We start from the raw sequence: 24,328 nt of genomic DNA, 5'->3' as shown, positions 1-24,328 counted from the left end.
CTAGGGCTATTTTACGTCCGTTCCTTCATTCGCTGGAACTGATATGCTCCTACAAGCAAAATAGTACCTACGGCTATCATGACCAGCATTTTGTGGAATAATGAATAGTCTTGCATATCGTAAAGCACAAGTTTTATTGTGCAGGCTGCAAATAGTAGCAGTGAAAGTTTGAGGATATTTCGATAGTATTCTTTTAAGGTCATAAACAGCACAATAAGCGCATGGATTAGCAAGGTGATAGTAGTTGCAACCGCTAGTACACTACCAAATAGTAATTTAATTATTGCAAGATAGCTCAATAGCAAAATACCATGTCCCACCCATATTTGAATATTGAGTTTTTGGTAGTTTTGCCAAAAAATTTTATTTTGATAACACAGTTTATGGGTGATAAAAATTCCAATTATACCATATATTATTAAAACTATTATGTTAGCAATATTGATATTACTAGCAGCTAGAATGTTAGGAGCTAGTAATAATATCGATAACATCAGTACATAGTTTATTCTAAACACTGCATGTATAAAGGAAAATAAGGGATTGCGAAACTCACTATAAGTCATAATAAGTAGAGCAGGCAACATACTTAAAGCTATATTGCTTGTGAATCCATAAACAAGGGCAGCTATACAAAAGCACATTAGAAAATAGCTAGTGCCAAATGACTGTTGATATCGCGACTGCTTTAATTTTTCTGCTGTTAGTGGCCTCTCTATAATAAGTAACAAGGATACACTAAGAAGTGCTGCAACAATATTTAATAATGTAGCTCCACTAAAGATAGTGACAGCTGAAATCAATGCATTAAATATAGTTATAATGGTTGCGATATAAAATATTACATAAAACTCAATAGTCAGCTGTTTTAGCTTTAAGAGCCAGTTTAAACCCCAACAAATCGCCAATGAAAACCAGAATGCGCTAGTAATGAACTGAGGATAGTGCCGATAAATATGGGGTAATGGAATTAATGGAATGGCTAGATAGACGATTATTCTTACAATATCAGCTGCTTTAGTGAGTCGTCCATCTTGTTCCTGGTTAATATACTGATAAAATAAAGGTAGTGCCCAACCAGAAAAAAATAACTCAGCCCAAGCCAACTTAGTTGTTAATAACTGATCAGAAAAATGAAATGAGCCTACCTGAATACCTCCTTGTATAATGGCAACCACAAAGCAAAGTGGGATTAGCCAGGCAAAAACTTCGCTTACTTTCAGTTTGTATTTCAATGCACTATAAAGTAAGACCGCCCAGGGAATAATGGCTAAGTTCAACCAAATTTCTGTATTTAAAGAAGCAGCGGTATATAGAAAAAATACGGCTAAACCAATACCTAAAGGTTCTGACAATATTAACCTATATTTTTCATAAATTGTCTCGCTATCAGGTTTAAGTTGATAAATTAATAGATATAAAAATATGACTATAATAATTAGGTTAATTATATAATTGTACCACAGGTTACTGTTAATTACGGGGTATTGGCGAATACCAATGTGATTGACAAGTAAACTAATAACATCTAAACCAAGAAACACAGGCATGATTGCATAAGCAATCCCCTGATATATATATGGTAGCTTATCCGTGCTTAGTTTAAACGTGGCAAACCGGCTAAGCTGACTAATCAAGCTAAAACAGCCTATAACACACAACCAGTTAATCCAACTAATGGGAGGTTGTATTAACCAGTAGTATGCTGAATGATTGCTTACAATTGTGAAAGCTGTTAATAGAGTAACTGCTTCTAATAGGCAAAGTAGAGGAATAGTGTACACCAACCATTCAGTTAGTTTTAATTGATGATATTGATTGCGCCACATCAACCATACCAGTAAAGGGACTGATGAAATGGCTAGCCAATATACATTGCTAGTTAAACAGATTATTAACCAAGAGCTAAAGGCTGATAAACTCACGCCCTCATTAGAGTACCTCATAATGATACTTTCAAAAGGCTTTTGTACTTCATCGTAAGGCTGGATAAGTTTAAAACAGCACCAGAGTAAGCCTGTTAATCCAAATAAAGGTAGAAGTATTTCTACGAGAGCAAAATCAGTTGAAAACCAATCTGCGAAAACTACATCTGAAATTAGCTTTAACAGTGCAATTCCATATAAAAAATAGCCTTCAAGTCTTAAGTAATAGGCTTGATAACTGTAACCAAGGTAAACTAAGACTAATCCTTCGATACCAACTAAAATGCCAAACCAATCAAGTGGCATTAGGGCAAACAATGCGCAAGCCAATTGCAGCGAAGCCATTAATGAGACGACGGGGCCAAGTGCTGTTGCTCTTAATTTAAAAAACTGAAATATTGTAGTTATTAAAATGGCATTTGTGAGTAGTAACCCTCCTATTGCTATGTTGCTGGCAGGCAGGCTGAAGCAGGCATAAATAAAGTAAAATAAAATAGTGTTTAAAGCGATAAGGTCAAATGGGACTAATTCAGCTTTAGGCTGTCTATCTTTAACTCCCCAGTTATAACTGAATAAGTAGAAAAAGCTGAATAAAAAGAAAATACTGACTAGATTGAAGTGGTTCCAAAAATAACCACCATATTCTAGTAAGCCTAATGTCGTAAACAGTGCAATATTAGCTAGTATCTGCCAATTAATTCGATGGGCGATGTGTAAATTGGCTATTGTCAACAGCAACAGATACAGGGCAAAGATATGACCAACTACAAATGTGTCGCCCGTTACGATAGGTGATAGTGAACCACCCAATAACGTGACAGTAGCGACCACTTTTGTTTCAAAAGTAATGGCTAGTACATAGGAAATTAATGTAATAATAGCCAGAATGAGGAAACTAGTAAAACCACTGACAACTTCAAAATAAGGCCCAAGAAAGTAGCTAACTAAATAGTCAATGATAATACCTAAGCCAATTAAGCTAGATCCATACTCGCTGAAAGCGGGTTTTTTGATACAAAGCCAACAGCCGAGCAGTGATACAGCGATACCAATCAAATAACAAACGGCAAATTTTGCGTAAAAAGATAAAAACTCAGTAAACGAATATTGAAGTAAATAACCAAATCCTATAACTAAGGTAGTAATACCTGCTGCGGTCATTAAAAAGACTGGTGTCTTACCCTGTTGTTGGTAATGCTCATAAATGTGAGTTATTTGCTCAATTAACCGAGCAAAGGGGCCAATATAAACAATACAGGATATTAGCCAGTTAAATGCATCGACCAACTTATTCGGCTTTTCTTCTGATGTATTTTCTACGTTTTCTAAAGTGTCTGTTGTGTCATCAATAAGTCGTGATTCTGTTAGTTCAGCCCCCTGAGAAACAGGCTCTGTCGACTCTTCTATAGTATCTTGCTGGTTATGAAACTGTTGTTCTGTTTCAGCTGGTATTATAGAAGCTTGTAGTGATGCCTGCTCTGCTTCACCCTGTGTTTCTTGTTGTACACTCCCCAGCCCTATATCAGAATGGCCTGGCTTTGACTGAGAATCTAGATCTAGTTCAGTTTCATGATGTTGTGCTGATAAATCTTCAGGTGATGTTTGAGCAAATTGTTGGCTAATTGTATCAAGCCTAGCTGATAACTGGTTTGCTCTGTTGCTGAACTGCTCCTGCAACTCTGCAAGTTCCTTTTTCAGCAATGCTATTTCAGCTTGATAGGCCGATTTATCCATAATCGCCAGTTAACAATAGATAGTTTCCATCATTATAAGAAAGACAGTATAACTCATATATGACTAATCGTTTGTTTTAATTGTAATTGGACATATAAACTAGCTGCTATTCATTAAAAACGTTGACTCGTCTTATTAGTGTCACATTGGCAACTATTTACTACACTTTGGTTCACTAAAGGATTTAATTTAGTGTAATAATTTTTTTAATAAGAATTAAAAGTAATGCTGTCATTAATTAAAACAAAAGGCAATAAATTATTAGTTTTGCTAGTTGCTACTAACTTTTGTTTGTATGAGGATGCATCAGCTGTAGATATACCGACTGAGAATAATCAATTAAGAAATCCACTAATAGACGAAGAGCAACGTTTGAAAGCAGAAGAAATACAGAAAAAACAACAGTTTACTCCAGGTCAAGAGCTTAAGTATGAACCTGAAGCCAAACAGTTTGACGATATTCAGTGTGTAAAAATAAATAAAGTTAAATTTAAAAGCGTCACTTTGATTGCAAAACAGTACCAACAGAAATTAGTTAATGGTTATGAGTTTACCTGTTTGACAGCAAAAAAAATTAATCAGCTGTTATTGGATATTACCCGGTATTATATTGAAAGTGGCTATATTACCAGTCGTCCTTTAAAGCCTATTATTGATGAAGATACAAACCTTGTGGTACCCATTGTTGAAGGAAAAATCTCTGAAGTAGAACCTGCGACAGGTAATGCCATCAATATTAATACAGCTATACCTAACTTATATAAAGATGTCTTTAATATTAGGGATCTAGAACAAGGTTTAGACCAAGTAAATAGACTAACGTCTAACGATGTTACAGTTGAATTGGCTCCAGGCAAAGCTTTTGGTACCAGTAAATTAGTAGTCAATAATACTGATGAGAAGCAGTGGCACTTATACATAAGTGCTGATAATTACAATGAAGGAAGAGATTCAGGCAGCATCAGTTTCAGTTACGATAATCTACTTGGCTTAAATGATAACCTGTTTTTGAACTGGCGCCATCAGTTATGGTATGCAGAACAAGATAATGAAAGTAAATCGATTAATTGGTCCGTACCTTACGGTTATTGGACATTTGCTGCCTTTATCAGTGAGTTTGAATATCTAACACCAATTGAACTGCCAAATCAAAAATTAAATGCTACTGGTTTTAACCGAGAACAAGGGGTGAGAGTTGACTATGTTGCTTTTCGCGACCAGAAAAATAAACTCAGCCTTGCAGCTCAGTTGATTCATAAAAAAATCAGAAACTATTTAAACGATAGCCTGATTACTATCAGTAGTCATGATTTAACACTAGCTGACTTTTCGATTAACTGGTTTCGCATAGGACTGGGTGCCTTGTGGGTTTCGGAAGTAGGCTATAGTCAAGGACTAGGCATTATTGGTGGTGATGATAAAGATCCACCTGATACTCAATTTGAAAAATGGCGTTATAGCATCAATATGATCAAGTCCTTTACAAATAATTGGCAGTTGGTTAGCTTGCTATCTGGGCAGTTCAGTCGAGATATTTTACCTGGTACTGAGCAACTGCAAATTGGTAGCCCGTATACTGTTAGAGGTTTTAGAGATCAAAGCGCCAGTGCCAGTAAAGGAATTTATTGGCAAAATACCCTCTATGCGCCTTGGAGTAACCTTATAGCTGAAGACTTAAAATGGAGGCCTTATCTTGGCCTGGATACTGGACGTGTGGCAGCGAATGGCGATACTTCTGGCAGAGAACTTGCCGGAGTAACAACAGGTATTACTTTTGACTGGCAACAAACCGGCCAAGTGGATATCCAGTTAGCGCGGTCGCTAAAAAAACCAGACAGCTTTGACCAGGAAGGCTGGCATGCCTTGATCCGATTTGCAATCAACTGGTAACTCTTACCAAGCACAGTAATTCCTCCAATTAGATGTTCTAAAACTAAGCCTATTAATAATTTACAATTATGTGATAACTATCGCTTTTTTGTTTGTATAAGTAAGCCGGTAATAGTTTCTTTACACCGCAAATATATCTGTAAGCCCCATTTTACCTGGCTTGCTAAAAATAATGTAAAAAATTAATACCCTTATCTATGATAAGTCCAACTATTTATTTTAATTTTATAAAGCGATAAATAGATTCTAGTAATAATTAATTGCTATTAAAAAGATGATATCTTGACTAATTCTCATCCATTAGACGACAGCGTTTTGACCATTACGTTTTTTTATTAAACGCATAGTAATTTTCATTTATTAATATTGATTGGCTAGTCAGTATACTACTTACCAAGTTAAACATATGTATGAATTGAGAGATTAACTAACCCTACCTCTCTCAAGATAAACCACAAAATTTAAAATATTTTTGGTGCAAACACGCTGCTACTTGTTTGTGTCATTAGGCAGTTTTTATCTTATGAATGGAGAATATTGACATGAATAAGCCATTATCCGGATTAAGCGGCAAAGGTAAATTAAAATTAGCCGTGGTTGCAGTAATTGTCACTTCAGCTAATACTGCTATTGCTGGCGGTATTAATCCTGCCAATAGTAATACTACTGTGACTCAGCAAAATGGTGTCGACATTGTCAATATAGCAAAGCCTAATAGCAAAGGTTTATCTTACAATAAGTATAATAAGTACAACGTAAGTAAGCAGGGTGTTGTGTTAAATAACGCTACATCTAAAGCCCATTCTCAAATACTAAATAAATCACTTAAGGCAAACGCAAACCTAAATGGTAAATCAGCATCAGTCATTTTAAATGAAGTAGTCAGTAAAAACCCATCCACTTTACTAGGCTTGCAAGAAGTATTAGGTAATTCTGCCAAAGTAGTGGTTGCTAATCCTAATGGCATTACCTGTGATGGCTGCGGTTTTATTAATACTCCCAGTGCTACCCTGGTTGTTGGTAAACCAGCTGTAAGTAAAGGGGAATTAAAATCTTTTAATGTCAATAATAAAAATTCCAGTTTAAATATTAGGGGGAGCGTATCTGCAGCAGATGCAGTATTAAACCTGGTAGCTCCAAAAGTTATCGTTAATGGCCAAGTTAAAGCAGGTAAAGAACTAAGTATTGTTGCTGGTTTAAACCAGGTAGACTATGACCAGCAGTCAGGCTCTATTACAGCCATTAGACCTTTAACTCAAACCATCAGCAGCTTTGATGCTCAATTAATAGGAGCCATGCAAGCAGGCCGTATTCGCATTGTAAATACAGCTCAAGGTGTGGGTGTAAACTTAAGCGGCGCGAGTATAGAGGCTGACGAGTCAATCTCTATAGCATCAGCTGGTAACATAAATATTGCCTCAAAGAAGATAAATGGTAATAGATCTGTACAGGGAGCCAAGCTGAAGAGCAAAAAAAATATTGATCTAAAATCAAAAAATAATATTGACTTAGCTGCAGTAGTTTTAGATTCAAAAAATATCAATATAGCTGCTAATAAACAGGTTAACCTTAACAGCAGGGCAATCGCATATAAATTTACACGGAACAAATCAACTTCATTAAATACTCATGATCCCAACCAGCAGACAGCCTCTTATTTTTTATACCAATTTTATAAGTGTCATCTTGTTTAAGTATATTAAGGGCTATTTGTCTAATCCTGGACATGTTTTCAGCTGAATGGCCTATACGAATTCGACTATCATCTTCCCTAAATGCAACATCCAGACTCCAATGTAGGCTATTCTCAATTTGCCAATGATGCTGAATCATTTCACTGACAGCTTTTGCTGACAAGGGCTGGCTAGAAATATAATAGCGTTGTTCTTTTGCTTTTTTGCCTTGCAAGGTGCGCTCTGTTTCAACCCTAACGACAGCCGCTAAATCGATCCACTCTGTTGCTATAGGTAGTTTAGCCACTGAGTGATAAACCCAGCAGCGCCGTATCTCATGACGGCCATGCTGTTCTTTTTCTGAAGAATGAAAGTCTATAGCGGGACGTTGATACACTTTGGCTTTTTTAGAATACAGTTGTTCTTGAATAGCAGAATATAAACGAGGTTGGTTATTTTTAACTGCCAACAAGTAATGAGCCTCTTTTTCACGAGTTTTTTCAGCAATGGCTTTGTGACATCCCATCGCATCTATTGATACAACAGCACCTTTAACTGTTATTGCTTCTAATAGTTCAGGAATGGCGGTGATTTCATTGGATTTCCTATCAGTTTTAAGTTGGCCTAACACCAGCTTATTTTCTATTGACCATGCGTTAACCAAGTGAATAGCGTTCTTCTTATCAGGTTCAGTAAATGATCGTCTAAGGGTTTTACCATCAATTGCTACCAGCTTGCCAGGTAAGCTATCAGTGATTGACTGAATCCATTGGATGAAGCAGCTTTGAAACGAGATAGGGCAAAGGCGTGAGAAAAAACGACCAAAGGTATCATGAGAGGGTATTCCATTCGGTAGTTCTAGAAAGCTTTTAAACCATGATTCTTTGGCGTTACCAAATCGCTCAATAGCTACCCAGTCATCTGCTCCACATAAAGCGGCACAAATCGTAATAGTAATAATATCAATGAGCTTATGGCGACGATGGCGTTCCATTCGAGGATCATCTAACTGTTCAAAATGATCTAAAACTGTACTATTTTTTACCAATGTTGCACTCTATATCAGTTGCTTTTTATCCTATTATACTGATTTTGTTGTATTTTTATATGCGATTGCCCTGACCTTAACAGTTTATCTACGGTAAAAACGAACATTGGAAAAGACTATCAATTACATGAAGACTTTGCCGGAACTGATATTGGTGAAACAACCACTACGAATACTCATACAGAAAAGCGCAGTCATACTACTCAGCTAACTGCAACCAACGATATTAATATTACTGCTGAAGAAAAATTAATTTTAGATGGTGCTAGTTTAACTGCAGGAAAAAATGTTAATTTGCTATCCGATAGTGATATTCAATTAAATAGTGTAGAAAACATAACTGAAACTAATAAAGATTATTACAAGTGGTTTCGGTTATATGAAAAGAAAACAGTTAATAATGCTAAAAATGTAACCAAGCAAGGTGTTGTTATTCATGCCGGTAATAACATCAACCTTAATTCTGGAAGGAACTTAGAAACTAATGGTGCTGAGCTTAATGCTGAAAATAGCATTAACTCACTAGCAAAAGGGAGTATTATTTTAACTGATAGCTTAAATAGTTTCTCAAATTCTTATTCTTTAAGGACAAAGAATGAAGGCTTGTCACTGAAAAATAGAAAGAATAGTAGAAATCAAGTAAGTAGAACTGTAAATAAAACAAATATCGTAGCAGGAAACAATATTAATTTTGATGTAAGTGACTCAGTTAAACTTTCAGCTGCTCAGCTGAATGCAGAGGGTGATATTAATATTTTGACTGGAGATAATTTAACTGCTGAAGGTGCAGAGATTAATGCAAAAAATAATTTTTATGTAAACACGCAAGGTGGTGTAGAATTAATTGGCAAAATTGCCACATCATCAAATAGCAATATATCAAGTAACTCAAACGGTTTCACAAGCCAAACGTCAAATGACCAAAACACTAAACAGACCGTTAGTCGAACAACGATTTCTACAGGAAAAAATCTAGCCATTCAGTCAGATAAATCAATAACCCTTGCAGCAACTGAATTATCTGCTGAAGGAAATATAATTCTTGATGCTAATAATGACGTAAATATTACAACTCGCCAATACAGTCAAACCAGTAGTCAGAATTCATATAGTGGTGATACAGTGGGCGGTGCTTTCTGGGGTTCTTCTGGTAGCTCAAATCGCGATGATATGCTAAACGAACGTTCTACAGTTAAAGCTGATGGTGAACTATTTATTAATGCTGAAGATAATATACGTATTCAGGGTAGTACTGTCTCAGGAAAAGAAGGGGCATATGCTTTAACCGAAAAAGAATCCATTACTATCGATAATGCAACGAATATTAGCGAAGCAGGGCTATCAGATTATAAAAACCGATTTATTGGGATAGTGACCTCTAATAACGAATCTGATTCAAGAAAAAAAGAGGTTGTTGGTTCTGAAGTTTTATCTGATACCAATATTCAAATATCAAGTGCTAAAGATGCTCAAATAGTGGGCAGCTTGGTAAAAGCAGCCAAAGACTTAAATATTAAAGCAATAGGCAATATCATTGTTGAAGCAGCTTTCAATACCGATTCATCAAATACCAATAAAGACAACACTACGTTTTTTACTGATGGTAATGTTGATGATGAAGCTGGTGAGGCTAGTGGTGCTATAGGAGTTAAAGTAACGAATATAGTTGAAAAAAATGATAAATCAACAGCTATCAAAGGTGGCTTGGTTGCTGGAAATAACTTAGATATTGAAACTAAAGAAACATTCAAAACAAAAGGAGCAGATGTTACTGCGAAAAATGATTTAAATATCACAGCTAAAGAAATAGTAAACGAAGCTGTTTATAATACTGAAACCAATAGCAAAACTACTACCGAAACTAAAGGTGGGATTACCTATTATGCAGGTGTTGAGCGTATTGGTCATGATTATAGAGTAGATTTCAGTAAAAATACTACTACTGGATCATCGTCTAATGCCGTGGTTAATACGTTTAAATCAGGTGGAAATCTTAATCTCAATGCTGATAAGTTTACTGATGAAGCCAGTAATATTTCAGCTAAAGGAAAAACACAAATCAATACTAACCAGCTAACTCAAAAAGCTGTTTATAATACTAAAACGGTTGCTGAAAATTCTGAGACTGGTTTTGGGAGTATTGGTGTAACAATTAACCCTAGTTTAAAGAATGTTTACGAAGATCAGGTTGGTGATATTAGAAAAGATGTTATACCTACACCTGTTGAAACACAGCATATTGATCCTGATTTCGGTCTAAACTTGGCTGGTGGCTTCGATGCTAATAATAATCAACGCATAATTAAAAATGCTATCACAGGCTCTTTGAGTGGTGCTCAAGTAGTGCTAGCAGGGAATTATGTCAACTTATCAGGCACAAGCTTACTTGCAGATTCAGGTGATGTGGTTATTAATGCAGATAAATATACCCATACTGCAGCTTATAACTCAGATATTTTTTCAGCGTTTGCTGAAGGAGGAGCTGGGAGTGCCCGTATAGCTACTCAAACGACAAAGGATGTACGTATATCTGGTAAAGGAGAATACAATTGGAGCAATAATTCTAAGGAAGCTACTAACGCTGTTACTGGCCACATTACTGCTAAGGGTGGAAATGTCTTGTTCAACGTTGGTGAAGGTTATCTGGAAGGTGTTGATATATCTGTCGGTGGTAATGTTTTAGGTGTATCTGAGAATAACTTCACTTTCTCTGCGGCCGAAAATACTGAAAACTCTTCTGATCATTCATTTAAAGCAGGCGGTGAGTTCAGTCTAAAAATCGGCAAGCATAAGAATGGAGCCGTATGGACTGATCAGCTATCCAGTAAGATCTCTGGTAAAGCAAAAAATAAAGCAAGCACTTTATTTGCTTCAAACTCTGATAAGCCCTCAAAATTTGGAAAGTTTAAATATAAAGTAACTTCAAGTAGTGCTTATAGCAAAGCAAACGATATTTTAGCAAAAACCAAGCAAAATGTTAATGATACACGGGTTAAGTCAGCTAAAGGTATTGGTCTTGCTGGTAATTATGAAGAAAAGGTAACAACAAAATCTTCAACCACACATAAAGTAGGTACTATTACAGCAGGTGGAGATATTCGTTTCACTGCCAAAAATGGCGACATTACCTTAGAGGCTACCCAAATAAATTCAGATGGTAAAACAGAATTCATTTCTGAAAAAGGGACTGCCGAAGTACTAGCTGTTTACGATACGGAAAGTAATAGTGTTTCCCACCACAAAGTTGCTGGTGAAGTGGGTATTAAGGCTGATAAAGACGAAGCTAGTTTGAGAAGTAATAATGATGCTGATGCGAGTGATAAAAGTGATTCAAACCAGCAAGATAAAGGTAAATATACCTCGAAAGACACATCAAAAAATAAAGCAGTTGCTGACACAAGTGATAAATCTAACGATAGTAGTAAAGGATCAACAACCAAGGATAAATCAAAAAGCCTGAAAAATGGTGCTTTTAATAAGCTACAAAGAGCAAAAAGTTTTGTAAACATTGGTGCTGATGTGCAGTGGAATGATACTGAATCAGGAAGTCAAACTGCTGTTGTTAGCAATATAAACTCTCAACAAGGTATCAATATTATCTCTGGAAAAGGAAAAACTGTTATCCAGGGAGCTGATATTTCATCTGCACCTGATGCCGACATTAAATTAGCTGGAAAAGGTGGTATTGACTACCAAGTGGTTTCTAGTACTAGCTCTATTAAAGAAAATATCAATAATATTGGTTTGGGCGTAGAGCAGAAAAAAGATGTTGTTTCTATTAATAGCGACCATAAAGCATTGGATAATTTTATAGTAAAAAGGAAAACCAAACCTTTTACTAAACATAAGATATCTAATGATAGAGTTGCTGGTTTAAACCTAGAGCTTAGCCGGGCAGACTACATCACCACCACAGAACAAGCAGGCTCAATTAAAGGCGGTGCTATTGAGGTGGTATCCAATAATGCTGATGTAGTGTTTGTGGGGACTGATATTAAAGCCGATTCTTTTAAAGTAGTTGCTAAAAACTTTACCCATGACGTGACCACATCAACTGTTAAAGGTAATGGCTGGAATGCTAAATTAGCGGTTAATCCATTAGAAGCAACGGTAATAGATGATAGGATCAGCGGACTAGATAAAGTTGATAAAGCCAAAGCAGCTGGTAGGAATTATAAAAATGGTATTGTTGGTGGTTATGACAACAGAGACATGGTCACTCACCAGGGTGGTAATATTCAGGTCAACAGTATTGATATGAAAATAAATGAAACTGCTCGTTTTGTTGGTACCAATTTAACTTCTGACCAAGGGGAAATATCGGCTGGTAAAGATATTCAACTGGAGGCGGCGACTTCCAACCATAACCAATATAAAGTACAGGCTGATTTAGGGGTGGGCTTAGAAAGTAAAGCAAGTGTTGAATACAAAGATATTGATAGGGTAGATCATCAAGGCAGTCAGTTATATATTAGCAAAGGTAAGGTAACTGTTGACAATAACCTGTCGTTAACCAACTCTACTATTACTGGCAATATTAATGTAACAGTGGATGGTAACTTTAATGCCACTAGTGTGAAAGATAAAGATGTCAGCACTGAAATCGATAGTTTTATAGCGTTAAAAAGACCGGCTGGTACCGTTACTTTTACTGATGCTGTAGAGAAAAATCTGCCAATCTTGAATGTGATCAGAAAAATAAAAGATATATTAACTCATCAGGTTGGTGCTAAAGCTGACGTTAAAACCAGTGATACCAACGCAGTTACACAAGCTTCTAAAGTAGATGTTAAACGAATAAAGGTTGGTGGTGATGTGACTTTAACGGGAGCCAATTTTGATGCTGAGTTAATTAGTGTCAATGGGGCTATTAATACCTCAGCCGTATCTGGTTCCGTTGATAAAACGGAAGCAACTGGTGAAATCAGTTTAGGTTTACAACCCGTTGTGGATACAGTTAAACAAGCAGCAACAGATATAGTTGAAGGAAAAGTTATTGGTGAGTCGTTAAATGCAGCAGTGACAGTAAGATCACCTGTCACTTATGTAAAGGAAAAACAACAACAAACTATTAACTCAGAACTAACAGTCAAAAAGTAGTAGGAACTTTATGAACTCTATATTAATCCTGACTCTTCACTGATAGTCAGGATTTTTATTTTATAAAATTATAAATTGTTGTGTTTATTAAATCTACTGGTTATAAATTGAGGGTGATAGCGTAGAGCCTTCTTCTAGGCTTTGGCATCTCTTAATCAAAGAAAGCATTCATCTTCAAAGGGTTTCATCTACACTTTAATCAGTGAACTCAAAATTGGTAGTTAGTTTGATGAAAATGAAGTTAGCTATTTGTGGATTGTGGTTAGTAGTTGCTGCTCATGTGGGTGCAAGTCAAACAACTGTTCAATTGGAAATTCCTAAAGACTGGAAAGTTGATACTCAACCGATCAAGGAAGAACCAACTGGTGCAGATGCAAAAAAAGTTTGGGTAGCTTTAGAAGAATCGGCATTTATTGAGATAGAGCAGCCCAACACAGATGTAATGTTTGTAATTGGTTTATTAGCCAAAGCAAATCTGCCAATAAAAGCAAAAGATCCATTATCTTTTCAGCAAGAAACGATAAAGATAGAGCATAAAACCCCCCTGTCAGGACCAACTTCTATCAAACTGGATAATGTGCCTTTTTCTACTTTTGATGTAAAAGTGAGAGGGGCTAAAAAGAAAGAATTTTTTGAATCTCATTATATTGGTTATTTGGGGGATCATATTCTGCAAATTTATACATCCTGCCTGTCGAAGCAAGAGTGTGCCCCTGCGAATAAAGCGATTGCTCAGCTTAAAATCAATTAGGAATGTAACCGTCTGTTTTTCTGAATGTTTTTTTGTTCTTGAGAGTGATGAAAAAGTACTGTTGCTTGCTTGACCTTAGAGCTAACTCTAGGGTTTATACTGCTGTTGTGATTAGCTCTGTTAGAGTGGTTATTGATAACACTCAGTAAATTAATACAACACTTTGGTAACACCGGAGGCCCCATAGTGACAGTTGCAACCCAGTTTTGGTTACTACTTACTGAGTCAGCCCCTTGGTTATTGTTGGGATTTTTTATAGCGGGTTTGATTAAAGTTTTTATTCCTCCTAAATGGATCGAAAAACACCTAAAAGGTCAACATTTTAGCAGTGTTATTAAAGCAGCAGTTATTGGTGCCCCACTACCATTGTGCTCTTGTGGAGTTATTCCTGCTGCTATTGGTGTGCGCCGAGCTGGAGCATCGAAAGGAGCCACCACTGCATTTATGGTAGCAACCCCAGAAACAGGCGTTGATTCAGTTAGCTTGTCCTACGCAATGATGGGGCCGGTTATGGCAATTGCTAGGCCCATTGCTGCAATTTTCAGTGCGTTAGTTTCTGGCTTGCTTGTTAACTTATTCGAAAGAAAAAGTAAAGCAGATGAAGTACTCCTTAATAATTCAAAGTGCGGAAGTTGTTGTGGGCAAAAAAACAATGCTAACAGTCAAAGCAGTTGTGGTAATCAGCCTTCAAAGCTATCAATTTATCATAAGTTATTAGCTGCCACTAAGTTCGCGACGACTGATTTACTAGCAGATACGGCTGGTTGGTTATTAATAGGTTTATTAGGTGCTGCACTGATAACTAGTTATGTACCACAAACCTTTTTATTAGAGTGGGGGAATGGGGTTATTGCCATGATGTTTATGGTATTAATCAGTATTCCTATGTATATATGTGCAACCGCTTCAACGCCATTAGCTGCTAGTTTAATGTTAGCCGGTATTTCTCCTGGCACAGCTTTAGTCTTTATGCTTGCTGGCCCTGCGACTAATATTGCAACCTTAGGTGTGATTGGTCGGGAATTAGGTAAGCGCTCTTTAGTTGCGTGTTTAGTTGGAGTAATAGGAACTGCTATTTTCTGTGGATTGGTGCTAGATGCAAGTATCAACTATTTTGGTTGGACAATGGTGTTAGCTGGTAGCCAGGAGCATCACTCGCAAGGGATAGGTTGGGAAACGATAATGGCATTATTGCTTGTTGCATTAATGATTAGAGTATATTGGCAAAAAATTAGACGGCAGTTCTCTCCATCTTTAGTTAGTGTGCCTTAGTTAATATAGCCTTCTCAGTTTAAACTCTGAAGAAGGCTATTGAGCATACAATGCAATATGCGGCTTTAATTCAGTATTCACCCTCTTCAGCAGGTTTAACTCAAAATAAGGGTTAACCTGACGAGTCCTGGTTTTTAATAATGCTGCCAACCACCTTGAGTCTTTCATTGACCGAGTTGTAACTACTGCTCTGGCATTTTCTTTTACCATTTGATCGACAATACTATCCAACACATAGCGTACATCGAATAAACGATCCTGAACTTCATTCTGATTTAAAATAATAATATTCAGAAGAACTGAATTAACATCTTGAGGTAGCTCAGCTAATACCCGGCGTTGCTCATCACTGAGGGACTCAAATAAAGTCTTAGCGATCAGCGAGTCATCTCCTTTTGCTGGAGGCTGAATAATTGTTACTTTACCAGTGGATTTAGTGCCTTTAGTGGCAGACGCAACTTGTGCTTTTACTTGTTGCCGAATCTGGTTGACTAACTCATTTCCTCCAGCAATATCTGGAACAACTTGTTGAGCAACATTGGCATAGTATAAAGCTTTTGCTTGATTATTTTGGCCATATTCATGGTAAGCCACTTGCATTAACCTGCGTGCTAGAGTTTGTTTAAGGCCAACCAGTTCTGGGTGAGAAGGAGCGTTTTGCTCCAACTCATGGATGTTAGTTAAAGCACTGTTTGAAATTGGCTTGGTGAGATTTCCTGTATCAATTAAACGTTTAATTTTATTGGCCAGTTGATCAGCTGCAGAGGTTTTTTTAATTGTATAGTTGGTTGGCTCTGATTGAGTCGCTGAAAGCCTGGTTTTAATCGCAATAGGCTTGCTGGCCAGGGCTGTTTGGGTGGCTGTTGTTGGCTGCTCTTGTACAGGAGGTATTGATTGACAGCCCATTACTAAAGCAGTAATGCCAATTAGAATTTGCTTACTCACTGCTTTAGAGGCAACTTTTTTCATAACCCCAGGAACACTTAACTGGTACACAAAATTATCTTTCTTTTATTTGGTTGGAGCAAAGCCCAAAGTTCATCTTATTTAATAGCGCTATATTGATGATATATGGCCAAATTATGTAGTTATTTACTTGGCTGGCGCTTAGTATTGTTAAATAAACAGCCAATCAACATAAAGTTAAACTGGATTACATAATACCTTATCTAACCAAGCCTTTAAATCAGTTGCTGAGCTTAATTATGTAACAAACTATTAAACTAGAAGCTAATCGCTTCCTTTTAACCTTTTTTCAAAAAACTGTGATAAAGTCGGCATAATTAAAGTCACTAAAAATAAAACTCCTGCACATACCACTATGGTGGGGCTTGTTTGTGTATCCCAATGGTAAGAAACGAGAAGGCCACTTACCACGGCTAAACTACCTATTACGCTTGCTCCCACAGCCATCGATTCAGGGGTATTGGCAAAACGTTGAGCGGTTGCAGCTGGAATAATCATCAGCGATGTTATTAGTAACATACCCACTATTTTCATGGCTACAGCAATTACCAGTGCAATTAGCAGCATTAAGGCTAAACGCAACCAAGCTACCGGCAAACCTTCTACTTTTGCTAAATCTTCATCTACCGTAATCGCCAGAAAGGGCTTCCATAGTAAATAAAGCACTACTAGGACAAGTCCTCCACCAGCAAATATCCAGACAATATCGGTTGTGGTTGCTGCTAGAAGTTCTCCAAATAAATAGCCCATTAAGTTGTCACTAATTTCTGTGCTATCCATCAGGCTGATCGTGACTAGCCCTAAAGATAATGAGGTATGTGCCAAAATCCCCAATAATGTATCGGAAGCAATCATGTGCTTTTGCTGTAAGGAAACCAATAAAATAGCCAGCAATACACATACTATTATCACTGCCAAGGTAAGGTTAACTTGCAATAAAAAACCAAGAGCTACTCCTAGTAATGCAGAGTGAGCTAAGGTGTCGCCGAAATAAGCCATTCGACGCCACACAATAAATGACCCTAAAGGCCCAGCCACTACTGCTACGCCAATGCCTGCCAGCAAGGCATCACTTAATAACCAAAAAAAATCAACCATATAACTTACTGTTACTTAATATTGTTAGGATCTTAACAAACTACTTGCTTGAGATTTTTTATTGGCTGATGACTTTTCCATCCACGCCATGTTGATGGTCATGATGGTGGGTATATACAGCCAGTTCTTCTTCAGGCTCTCCAAAAAGTGCTAAATATTCTGGATGATTACTTATTTGTGAAGGTGAGCCAGAACAACAAATGTGGCGATTTAAACATACAACTCGATCAGTGGCCGCCATTACTAAATGTAAATCATGAGAGACCATTAAAACGCCACAGTCTATCTCGTTACGAATTGATTGAATCAATCGATACAGCTCTTTCTGGCCACTAATATCTACACCTTGAACAGGCTCATCCAGCACTAACAATTGAGGCTTGCGTAATAAAGCTCGCGCCAGCAAGATTCGCTGCATCTCTCCACCAGAGACTTTTTGAACAGGGCTTTTCTGCAGTCGTGAAACTCCTACTCGTGCTAGAGCAGCTTTAATTTCTGGGATAGAGTAATGCCCTGCCAGTGCAAGAAAGCGTTCTACTGTAAGGGGAAACGTTGGCTCAATATGCAGTCGTTGTGGCATATAACCAATTCGCAGATTATGCTGTTGAAATCGTTCACCGCGATCAGGTGCCAGTAACCCTAATACCAGTTTGACTAAGGTAGTTTTACCTGCGCCATTAGGGCCAATCAGGGTAACGATTTCCCCTTGGTGCAACTCTAAATTGACACTTTGCAACACTTGTCGCTGTTGAAAGCTAACACCAATATTTGTTAGCGAAACAAGTAATTTGGTCATAGATTAATTAACCAGATACTCACTGCGATGATTGACAGTTAGGGCATAACCCTACAACTTCAACGGTTTCATTTTCCACTGTAAAGCCTGCTTGATGTGCAAAAATACTGAGTTCTTTGGCTAGGGTATCGCTATTGATCTCCATAGTTATGGCGCAATTACGACAAATCAAAAAGAAACTCTGGTGTTGATGTTCAGGCATAGGGCAACCAATGAAGGCATTCAAGGAGCTTATTCGGTGTACTAAGCCTTGCTCCTGCAGAAAGTCTAGTGCCCTATAGACTGTAGGAGGCGCTGCTTTTTTACCCGACTGATCTGAGAGCAAAGCCAATATATCATAAGCACCGAGTGGCTTATGACTTTGCCATACTAGCTCCAGAACTTGGCGGCGTAACTCAGTTAACTTAACACCACTCTTCTTGCAAAGTTCATCGGCGCGTAACAGGGCATCTTCAATACACTGGCCATGATCGTGAGGGTTAAGCAGTAAAGTTTGTTTATCAGATCTAGACATAGTGACCAAGTTATTGTCTAATTAACGTTATAGTATAACATTTCATATAAATGCTTAAACAATTTAAAAACTGTGGCAAAGCTTAAACATAAGTCTTGTACACCGTAAAAGTTGAGCATTGTAACTAATGAATGCTTTGCAAATGATGGTTGCACCAAGTACAAACAATTCAGCTGATGGCTTGTTATTTGTGGTATGGAGCTAGGATCTTGTTCAACACCTTTAAGCAATTAGTAGCCTGTTTTACCCGACGGTTTACAGTTATCTGCCTCACTATTCTTGGCTTGGTTTGGCAAGTAGCTGCGTTTGGTGCTGAACAAGTAACTCAAGTTAGCACATCACCAGTCAATATTTTAGTGTCGGTAAAACCTCTCCAGCTCATTGCTAAAGCAATTACTGGTGATATAACCACACCAGAAGTTTTAGTTCCCACTTCTGCTTCCCCACATCATTATGCGCTTAAGCCGTCTGATCTTACCAAAATTCGTCAAGCAGATGTGGTGTTTTGGGTTGGGCCTCAAATGGAAATGTTTTTACAAAAGCCGTTAGCAAAACGTTCTCTAAGTCAGCCCACAGTATCCTTAATGGATCTTGATAATTCAGTAGTAGGGCTTGCTCCCATAAGTCAGCAGCATGATCATCACAATCATAGTTTTGAGAGCAAATTGCATATATGGTTAGATCCAAAACAGGCATTACGTGCCGCACAAACAATCACTAACACCTTATCAGAGCTATACCCTAACTATCGTAATCAATGGCAAGCTAACTTGACTCAATTTGCTGGACAGTTACACAAAGTAGATATTGATAATCAACAGTTACTTTCAACTGTTAATCACAAAGGTTTTTTTGTCTTACATGATGCTTATGGCTTATTAGCTGAACACTATCAGCTCAATATTATTGATAATGTCACAACAACCCCTGATCAACTATCTAGCACACGCCATATCATCCAGCTAAGAAAAAAGCTGTCGTCTGCGGGTAAAGCTTGTTTATTTCTTGAGCCACAGTTCTCGCCCAGAATTTTAACTAAATTAACCCAAGGTCTCCCTATTAAAAAAGCCATTTTAGACCCACTTGCTATTGAACAAGTGGTAACTCAAAATGGTTATGTTAATTATCTGCAAAGTTTGGTGGGCAGTTTGTATTATTGTCTATCGACAACAGGTTAGTCTGAATATCCAGAATCATTGATATTCGGTGAAATACTCAGGTTAGCTTCCTTCAATAAACTGTAACATCACGCCAATAATCTATTGCTACCCTTTAAGTTTGAATAAAATTTTTTATCATCAAACGAAAGCAAAGGAAAAGCATGTGACGCATAGGTCGGCAGTTGTCGAAAAGCTAGACAGTTACCAGGAAAAATACCAAAGCTGTCGAGCTCACACTTGGGTATTATGTGAGCCCTTAGAGCTGGATGACTATAATTTACAAGCTGTAGTTGAAACAAGTCCAGTTAAGTGGCATTTAGCTCATACAACCTGGTTTTTTGAAACCTTTATCCTCGCCAAGTTGGAAGACAACTTCAAACCATTTCATCCAGCCTTTCATCATTTGTTTAATTCCTACTATAACGGCATAGGTAAGCCCTTTATCAGGCGAAACCGACATTTACTTTCCAGACCAACTGTAGATACTGTTTACAGATACCGAGAGCATGTTGATGAAAAAATAAAAACATTACTTAAGCATAACAGTAAGCTTTCTGATCATCAGCGAGAGTGGTTACTATTCAGATTGGCACTTGGTATTCATCATGAACAACAGCACCAGGAGTTGATACTAACCGATTTAAAATATAATTTTTTTCAGAATCCTCTACTGCCACGTTATCAAACTAAGTTACCGAAAATAAATCATAAACTTACCAGTCCAGAGTTGAAGTTTATTGAGTTTCCTGGAGGGAAAACCACCATCGGTTATGAAGATAAAGGCTTTAGTTTTGATAATGAAAAACCACCTCATGAAATATTGGTACAGCCATTTTCCTTGGCAAATCGTCTGGTATTGAATCATGAATACTTAGCATTTATTGAAGACAAGGGTTACCAAAACCCCGAGTTTTGGCTGGCTGATGGTTGGGAGTGTATTTGTCGGAGCGGTGTTAATAAGCCACTATACTGGTATCAAAAAAATCGTGAATGGTATGAATTTACTTTATACGGCAGTATGCCACTTAATATGCAAAGTCCGGTATGTCATATTAGTTATTATGAAGCTGATGCCTATGCTCGCTGGGCAGGATATCGCTTGCCTACAGAACAAGAGTGGGAGTTTGTAGCAAAACGATACAGCCACCTAGCGGATGTTTTACCGAATTCCCCTTATCATCCATTGCCTCATACTAACACTTATGAAATCAATCATTTATTTAATCATTGCTGGCAATGGACCTTATCAGCTTATTTACCTTATCCTAAGTTTAAACCATTTATAGATGAAGTGGGTGAATACAACGGTAAATTTATGTGTAACCAAATGGTGTTACGCGGTGGGTCATGCTTGACTCCTCATGACCACATTAGACCAAGTTACCGTAACTTTTTTTATCCTAAAGACCGGTGGCAAATGACTGGCATCAGATTAGCAAATTAAAGGACTAAAAAATATGTCTACTAATACTGTTTTTTTCTATGATCGTTTAGCCGCTGCTAATGATACCAATGAAGAAATTTTACAAGATTTAACTGCCTCTCCTAAAAGAATAAAACCAAAATATTTCTATGATAAAGTGGGATCTCAACTATTTGATAGGATTACCCAATTACCTGATTACTATGTAACAAGAACTGAACTCAGTATATTAAAAAAATATTCTGAAGCCATTGCTCAGGCAGTTGGTAACCACACTTTATTAGTCGAATATGGTAGTGGTAGTAGTGAAAAAATCAGAGTTTTGTTAGAAGCTGTACAACCAAAGGCTTACATGCCATTGGATATATCCCGTGCTCACTTACTCGATTCAGCACAAAAGCTGGCTAATGATTATCCTTGGTTAGAAGTACATGCTGCTTGTTTAGACTACAGTCAACAATTAAGCCTGCCAAATACCGAGTACACCCATAAAGTAGGTTTTTTTCCTGGCTCTAGTTTAGGTAATTTTGAGCCAGAAGAAGCTAAATTATTTTTGCAAAGGCTAAAACAACAGTTGGGTGATGATAGTGCTCTAATTATTGGCATAGACTTAGTTAAGCCAGTCGAAATTTTGAATAAAGCTTATAACGACAGCCAAGGAGTGACAGCCAAGTTTAATAAAAATGCTCTGCTGCATCTAAATAAGCTTGTTAATGCTAATTTTAACCCTGAACTATTTTCTCATAAAGCTTTTTTTAACAATGAAAAAAGTCGCATTGAGATGCATCTAGTAAGCTTGATCGACCAGATTATTACTATTAATAACAAAAAAATTCGTCTAGCTAAAAATGAATCAATTCATACTGAAAATTCTTACAAATATACAACTGCAGACTTCATTAGCCTAGCAAGTAGTGCTGGTTTAGCTTGTACTCAACGTTGGGTTGATGACAAGCAATGGTTTGCTATTTTTTATGTAGAATAACTATTTTAAACGACTAATAGTCCATGACTAAGCAGCGGCTGATATCTGTTTGTTATGTGTATTACAGTGTTTAGTAGAGCAAGCAGGAGTAAGTACGACTGGGTAGTATTCTTTTACTGCTCTGTGCCCATTAAACTGCCAACGTTCGATTAATATCGAGTTTTTTAGTTTGTTATCTTCGGCATTTACAATTAACTCAATAAAACTGCCTGATTCAACATAGGTGGCTATTGGGGTGATTAAATCATCCAAGTCACCTTCTGGTGTTTCAGATAGAACTATTTGATTAATATTTCCATTTTTATCAAACTCTACAGAAAAACCAGATTGCTTAAACTCATCCATGATAAATGGCTGTTGGTTGTCATAGGTAATATCACTACGCTGATAACATAAAGCTTCTAATAGAGGGATAAATTGTGAACGGTGAATAAAAAAGTGTGAATGGTAATGACAATATTTGTCCATCATAATTCCCGTAAAAATTACTAGAAAAATTTTCTTAATTAATTTTATTGACAACTGTGTATACGGTGTACAACTACTCCCCAAACAACATTGTCTACATACCCTGTAATATTAATTGGTTTAGTCTGTGGGTTGCGAGTGATTAGCCAAGCTTTATTTTTAGTCAGTTGTATTTCTTTGACTGTTAACTCTTTTTTTTCTAGCTCTGCAATGACAGTGCTGCCATTTTGAGGTGTTAAAGAGCGATCCACCATCAAAAGGTCACCTGAGCGAATCCTTACTTCTAGCATAGGTTCCCCCTCAACCTGAACAAAAAAAGTGGCCAATGGATCTTTCACTATAAACTCATGAAGATTGATCTTGGCCTCAGCATGGTTGTTTATGGGAAATGGGTCTCCAAATGCTGAGTGATTACTGAGCAATGGTACTTTCTCTGTTGGCTGAATCTGCTTAGCCGTAAATAGCTGAGTGACGTGCATGATGATAACCATATACTGTATTTATATACAGTATATTAATCGAAAATCTGGTTAAGGCAATTATTAATTTCTATCTTATAAAAGATTCTGATAGCTTTTTATTTTAATGAAATGAGCTTTAACAATTATGAAGTTAGTTATTAACCACGATCTTTTTGGTGTTAGTTATAGGTAGTTAGGAAAGGAGCACTGGCTGGATAAAAAAAAGCCACATAGGTTTATGTGGCATTTGTTCAAATTTCAACGGCAGGTTATTTATGATCAGGCAGTTTGCATATGCCCTTGTACGTGGTTAGCCAGATTATAGAGTGAATCAACACGGTTATGGATCGTTTCTGCTATGTCTTGCTTCTGAAACTCAGAAAGGTTCTCTAGCTTGTCCAACATTAATAAGTTTAAGTGCAAGCAAGGGCTTTGGGCACGAAACTCTCTCAAGTCGCCGTTTACTAATACAGGCAAGAACTGATGTCCTTTATTCTTAAGGAAGCTGTTAAGCACTTCTAGGCCTTGGCCTAAAGGGTAGATCTTTTGCTGTTGCTTAATTGGTAGCACCATATACAGCTTTTTGGTTTTATTCACTGTATTCGCCACGAGCATAATATTAGTAGGGCGAATAGCACTTTCATCAATATGATTGAAAGTATCATGAAAGCAATAAAAATTGGGAAGTATCACCAAACCACTGTTGTAGTTATTTGGTGTTATAACCTCATAGTTTGAGTACAGTTTTGAAACTGTTGGACTGTACACGCAAAAGCAATCTGCAATCAGTTTAAAAAAGTCGATTGCCTTTTTGCGATTAAAAATATGATTTAGATCCCATACTAAGTCTTTGTTGTCGACGTCCGTATAGCTAACCATACATTCACCCTGCTTCCTGCCATTAAAAGAAACTTGTGTTACAAATTAAACACTATATCGGTAACATTGGGAAACGTTCTTATTTCTGATTTGTTAACTAATTATTAATAAAATGTGATTTAACTCATATTATTCATTAATAACTTTTAAATAAAAAAGCATTTAAATCAAGCATTTGTTTTGAA

General features: G+C 37.0%; 17 protein-coding genes. 8 read left to right on the top strand and 9 right to left on the bottom strand.

Translation table 11 applies throughout. The features are described from left to right. Nucleotides 1-11: 11 nt before the first annotated feature. A complete protein-coding gene (locus tag G4Y78_RS28210; RefSeq protein WP_163836262.1) occupies nucleotides 12-3,659 on the bottom strand; it encodes a DUF2339 domain-containing protein in 3,648 nt (1,215 codons plus the stop codon). 225 nt (nucleotides 3,660-3,884) lie between these two features. On the opposite strand from G4Y78_RS28210, the gene G4Y78_RS28205 reads away from it, so the two are divergent. Together G4Y78_RS28205 and G4Y78_RS28200 are read left to right on the top strand one after the other, a co-directional pair. Beyond that, nucleotides 3,885-5,549, top strand: a complete 1,665-nt coding sequence (locus tag G4Y78_RS28205) for a ShlB/FhaC/HecB family hemolysin secretion/activation protein (protein WP_163836261.1) — start codon at nucleotides 3,885-3,887, stop codon at nucleotides 5,547-5,549. 542 nt (nucleotides 5,550-6,091) lie between these two features. Next, on the top strand, nucleotides 6,092-7,243 hold the full coding sequence (locus tag G4Y78_RS28200) for a filamentous hemagglutinin N-terminal domain-containing protein (protein WP_163836260.1): 1,152 nt from the start codon (nucleotides 6,092-6,094) through the stop codon (nucleotides 7,241-7,243). On the opposite strand, the gene G4Y78_RS28195 is transcribed toward G4Y78_RS28200, so the two are convergent. Continuing rightward, entirely contained in the window at nucleotides 7,146-8,270 is a 1,125-nt protein-coding gene (locus G4Y78_RS28195) for an ISAs1 family transposase (RefSeq protein ID WP_222937590.1), read from the bottom strand. The two genes, G4Y78_RS28200 and G4Y78_RS28195, sit on opposite strands and share 98 nt — an antisense overlap. A 294-nt stretch (nucleotides 8,271-8,564) precedes the next feature. Here G4Y78_RS28195 and G4Y78_RS28190 point away from each other — a divergent pair, with 294 nt between their 5' ends. From G4Y78_RS28190 to G4Y78_RS28180, 3 genes are all read left to right on the top strand, one after another. Continuing rightward, on the top strand, nucleotides 8,565-13,370 hold the full coding sequence (locus G4Y78_RS28190; RefSeq protein ID WP_163836259.1) for a hemagglutinin repeat-containing protein: 4,806 nt from the start codon (nucleotides 8,565-8,567) through the stop codon (nucleotides 13,368-13,370). Nucleotides 13,371-13,599: 229 nt separating this feature from the next. Next, complete coding sequence (locus G4Y78_RS28185; protein ID WP_163836258.1) at nucleotides 13,600-14,121, top strand: hypothetical protein; 522 nt, start codon at nucleotides 13,600-13,602, stop codon at nucleotides 14,119-14,121. 186 nt (nucleotides 14,122-14,307) lie between these two features. Further along, nucleotides 14,308-15,393: an SO_0444 family Cu/Zn efflux transporter gene (locus tag G4Y78_RS28180; protein WP_163836257.1), complete on the top strand. Its 1,086-nt coding sequence runs from the start codon at nucleotides 14,308-14,310 to the stop codon at nucleotides 15,391-15,393. A gap of 36 nt (nucleotides 15,394-15,429) precedes the next feature. On the opposite strand, the gene G4Y78_RS28175 is transcribed toward G4Y78_RS28180, so the two are convergent. From G4Y78_RS28175 to G4Y78_RS28160, 4 genes are all read right to left on the bottom strand, one after another. Next, a complete protein-coding gene (locus G4Y78_RS28175; RefSeq protein WP_163836256.1) occupies nucleotides 15,430-16,362 on the bottom strand; it encodes a hypothetical protein in 933 nt (310 codons plus the stop codon). A 261-nt stretch (nucleotides 16,363-16,623) separates the two neighbouring features. Further along, on the bottom strand, nucleotides 16,624-17,457 hold the full coding sequence (locus G4Y78_RS28170) for an iron chelate uptake ABC transporter family permease subunit (RefSeq protein ID WP_163836255.1): 834 nt from the start codon (nucleotides 17,455-17,457) through the stop codon (nucleotides 16,624-16,626). A gap of 58 nt (nucleotides 17,458-17,515) precedes the next feature. Then, nucleotides 17,516-18,253: a zinc ABC transporter ATP-binding protein ZnuC gene (gene znuC, locus G4Y78_RS28165; RefSeq protein WP_163836254.1), complete on the bottom strand. Its 738-nt coding sequence runs from the start codon at nucleotides 18,251-18,253 to the stop codon at nucleotides 17,516-17,518. A gap of 19 nt (nucleotides 18,254-18,272) precedes the next feature. Next, nucleotides 18,273-18,767, bottom strand: a complete 495-nt coding sequence (locus G4Y78_RS28160; RefSeq protein ID WP_163836253.1) for a Fur family transcriptional regulator — start codon at nucleotides 18,765-18,767, stop codon at nucleotides 18,273-18,275. Between the two features lie 209 nt (nucleotides 18,768-18,976). Here G4Y78_RS28160 and G4Y78_RS28155 point away from each other — a divergent pair, with 209 nt between their 5' ends. From G4Y78_RS28155 to egtD, 3 genes are all read left to right on the top strand, one after another. Then, nucleotides 18,977-19,945, top strand: coding sequence for a zinc ABC transporter substrate-binding protein (locus G4Y78_RS28155; RefSeq protein WP_163836252.1), 969 nt, complete (start codon nucleotides 18,977-18,979; stop codon nucleotides 19,943-19,945). Between the two features lie 145 nt (nucleotides 19,946-20,090). Continuing rightward, entirely contained in the window at nucleotides 20,091-21,371 is a 1,281-nt protein-coding gene (egtB, locus tag G4Y78_RS28150) for an ergothioneine biosynthesis protein EgtB (protein WP_163836251.1), read from the top strand. 13 nt (nucleotides 21,372-21,384) lie between these two features. After that, complete coding sequence (gene egtD, locus G4Y78_RS28145; RefSeq protein ID WP_163836250.1) at nucleotides 21,385-22,335, top strand: L-histidine N(alpha)-methyltransferase; 951 nt, start codon at nucleotides 21,385-21,387, stop codon at nucleotides 22,333-22,335. Nucleotides 22,336-22,362: 27 nt separating this feature from the next. On the opposite strand, the gene G4Y78_RS28140 is transcribed toward egtD, so the two are convergent. From G4Y78_RS28140 to G4Y78_RS28130, 3 genes are all read right to left on the bottom strand, one after another. Further along, the gene (locus tag G4Y78_RS28140; RefSeq protein WP_163836249.1) at nucleotides 22,363-22,806 is read right to left on the bottom strand and encodes a hypothetical protein; all 444 of its coding nucleotides are present in this window, start codon (nucleotides 22,804-22,806) and stop codon (nucleotides 22,363-22,365) included. Between the two features lie 41 nt (nucleotides 22,807-22,847). Further along, a complete protein-coding gene (locus G4Y78_RS28135; RefSeq protein WP_163836248.1) occupies nucleotides 22,848-23,282 on the bottom strand; it encodes a LexA family protein in 435 nt (144 codons plus the stop codon). 261 nt (nucleotides 23,283-23,543) lie between these two features. Then, a complete protein-coding gene (locus G4Y78_RS28130) occupies nucleotides 23,544-24,143 on the bottom strand; it encodes a hypothetical protein (protein WP_163836247.1) in 600 nt (199 codons plus the stop codon). Nucleotides 24,144-24,328 lie beyond the last annotated feature (185 nt).

The sequence above is a fragment of the Spartinivicinus ruber genome (genome assembly GCF_011009015.1).
Taxonomy (GTDB): domain Bacteria; phylum Pseudomonadota; class Gammaproteobacteria; order Pseudomonadales; family Zooshikellaceae; genus Spartinivicinus; species Spartinivicinus ruber.
Note: the sequence above shows the minus strand (reverse complement) of the source record. Positions and strands in the feature narration are given on the sequence as shown.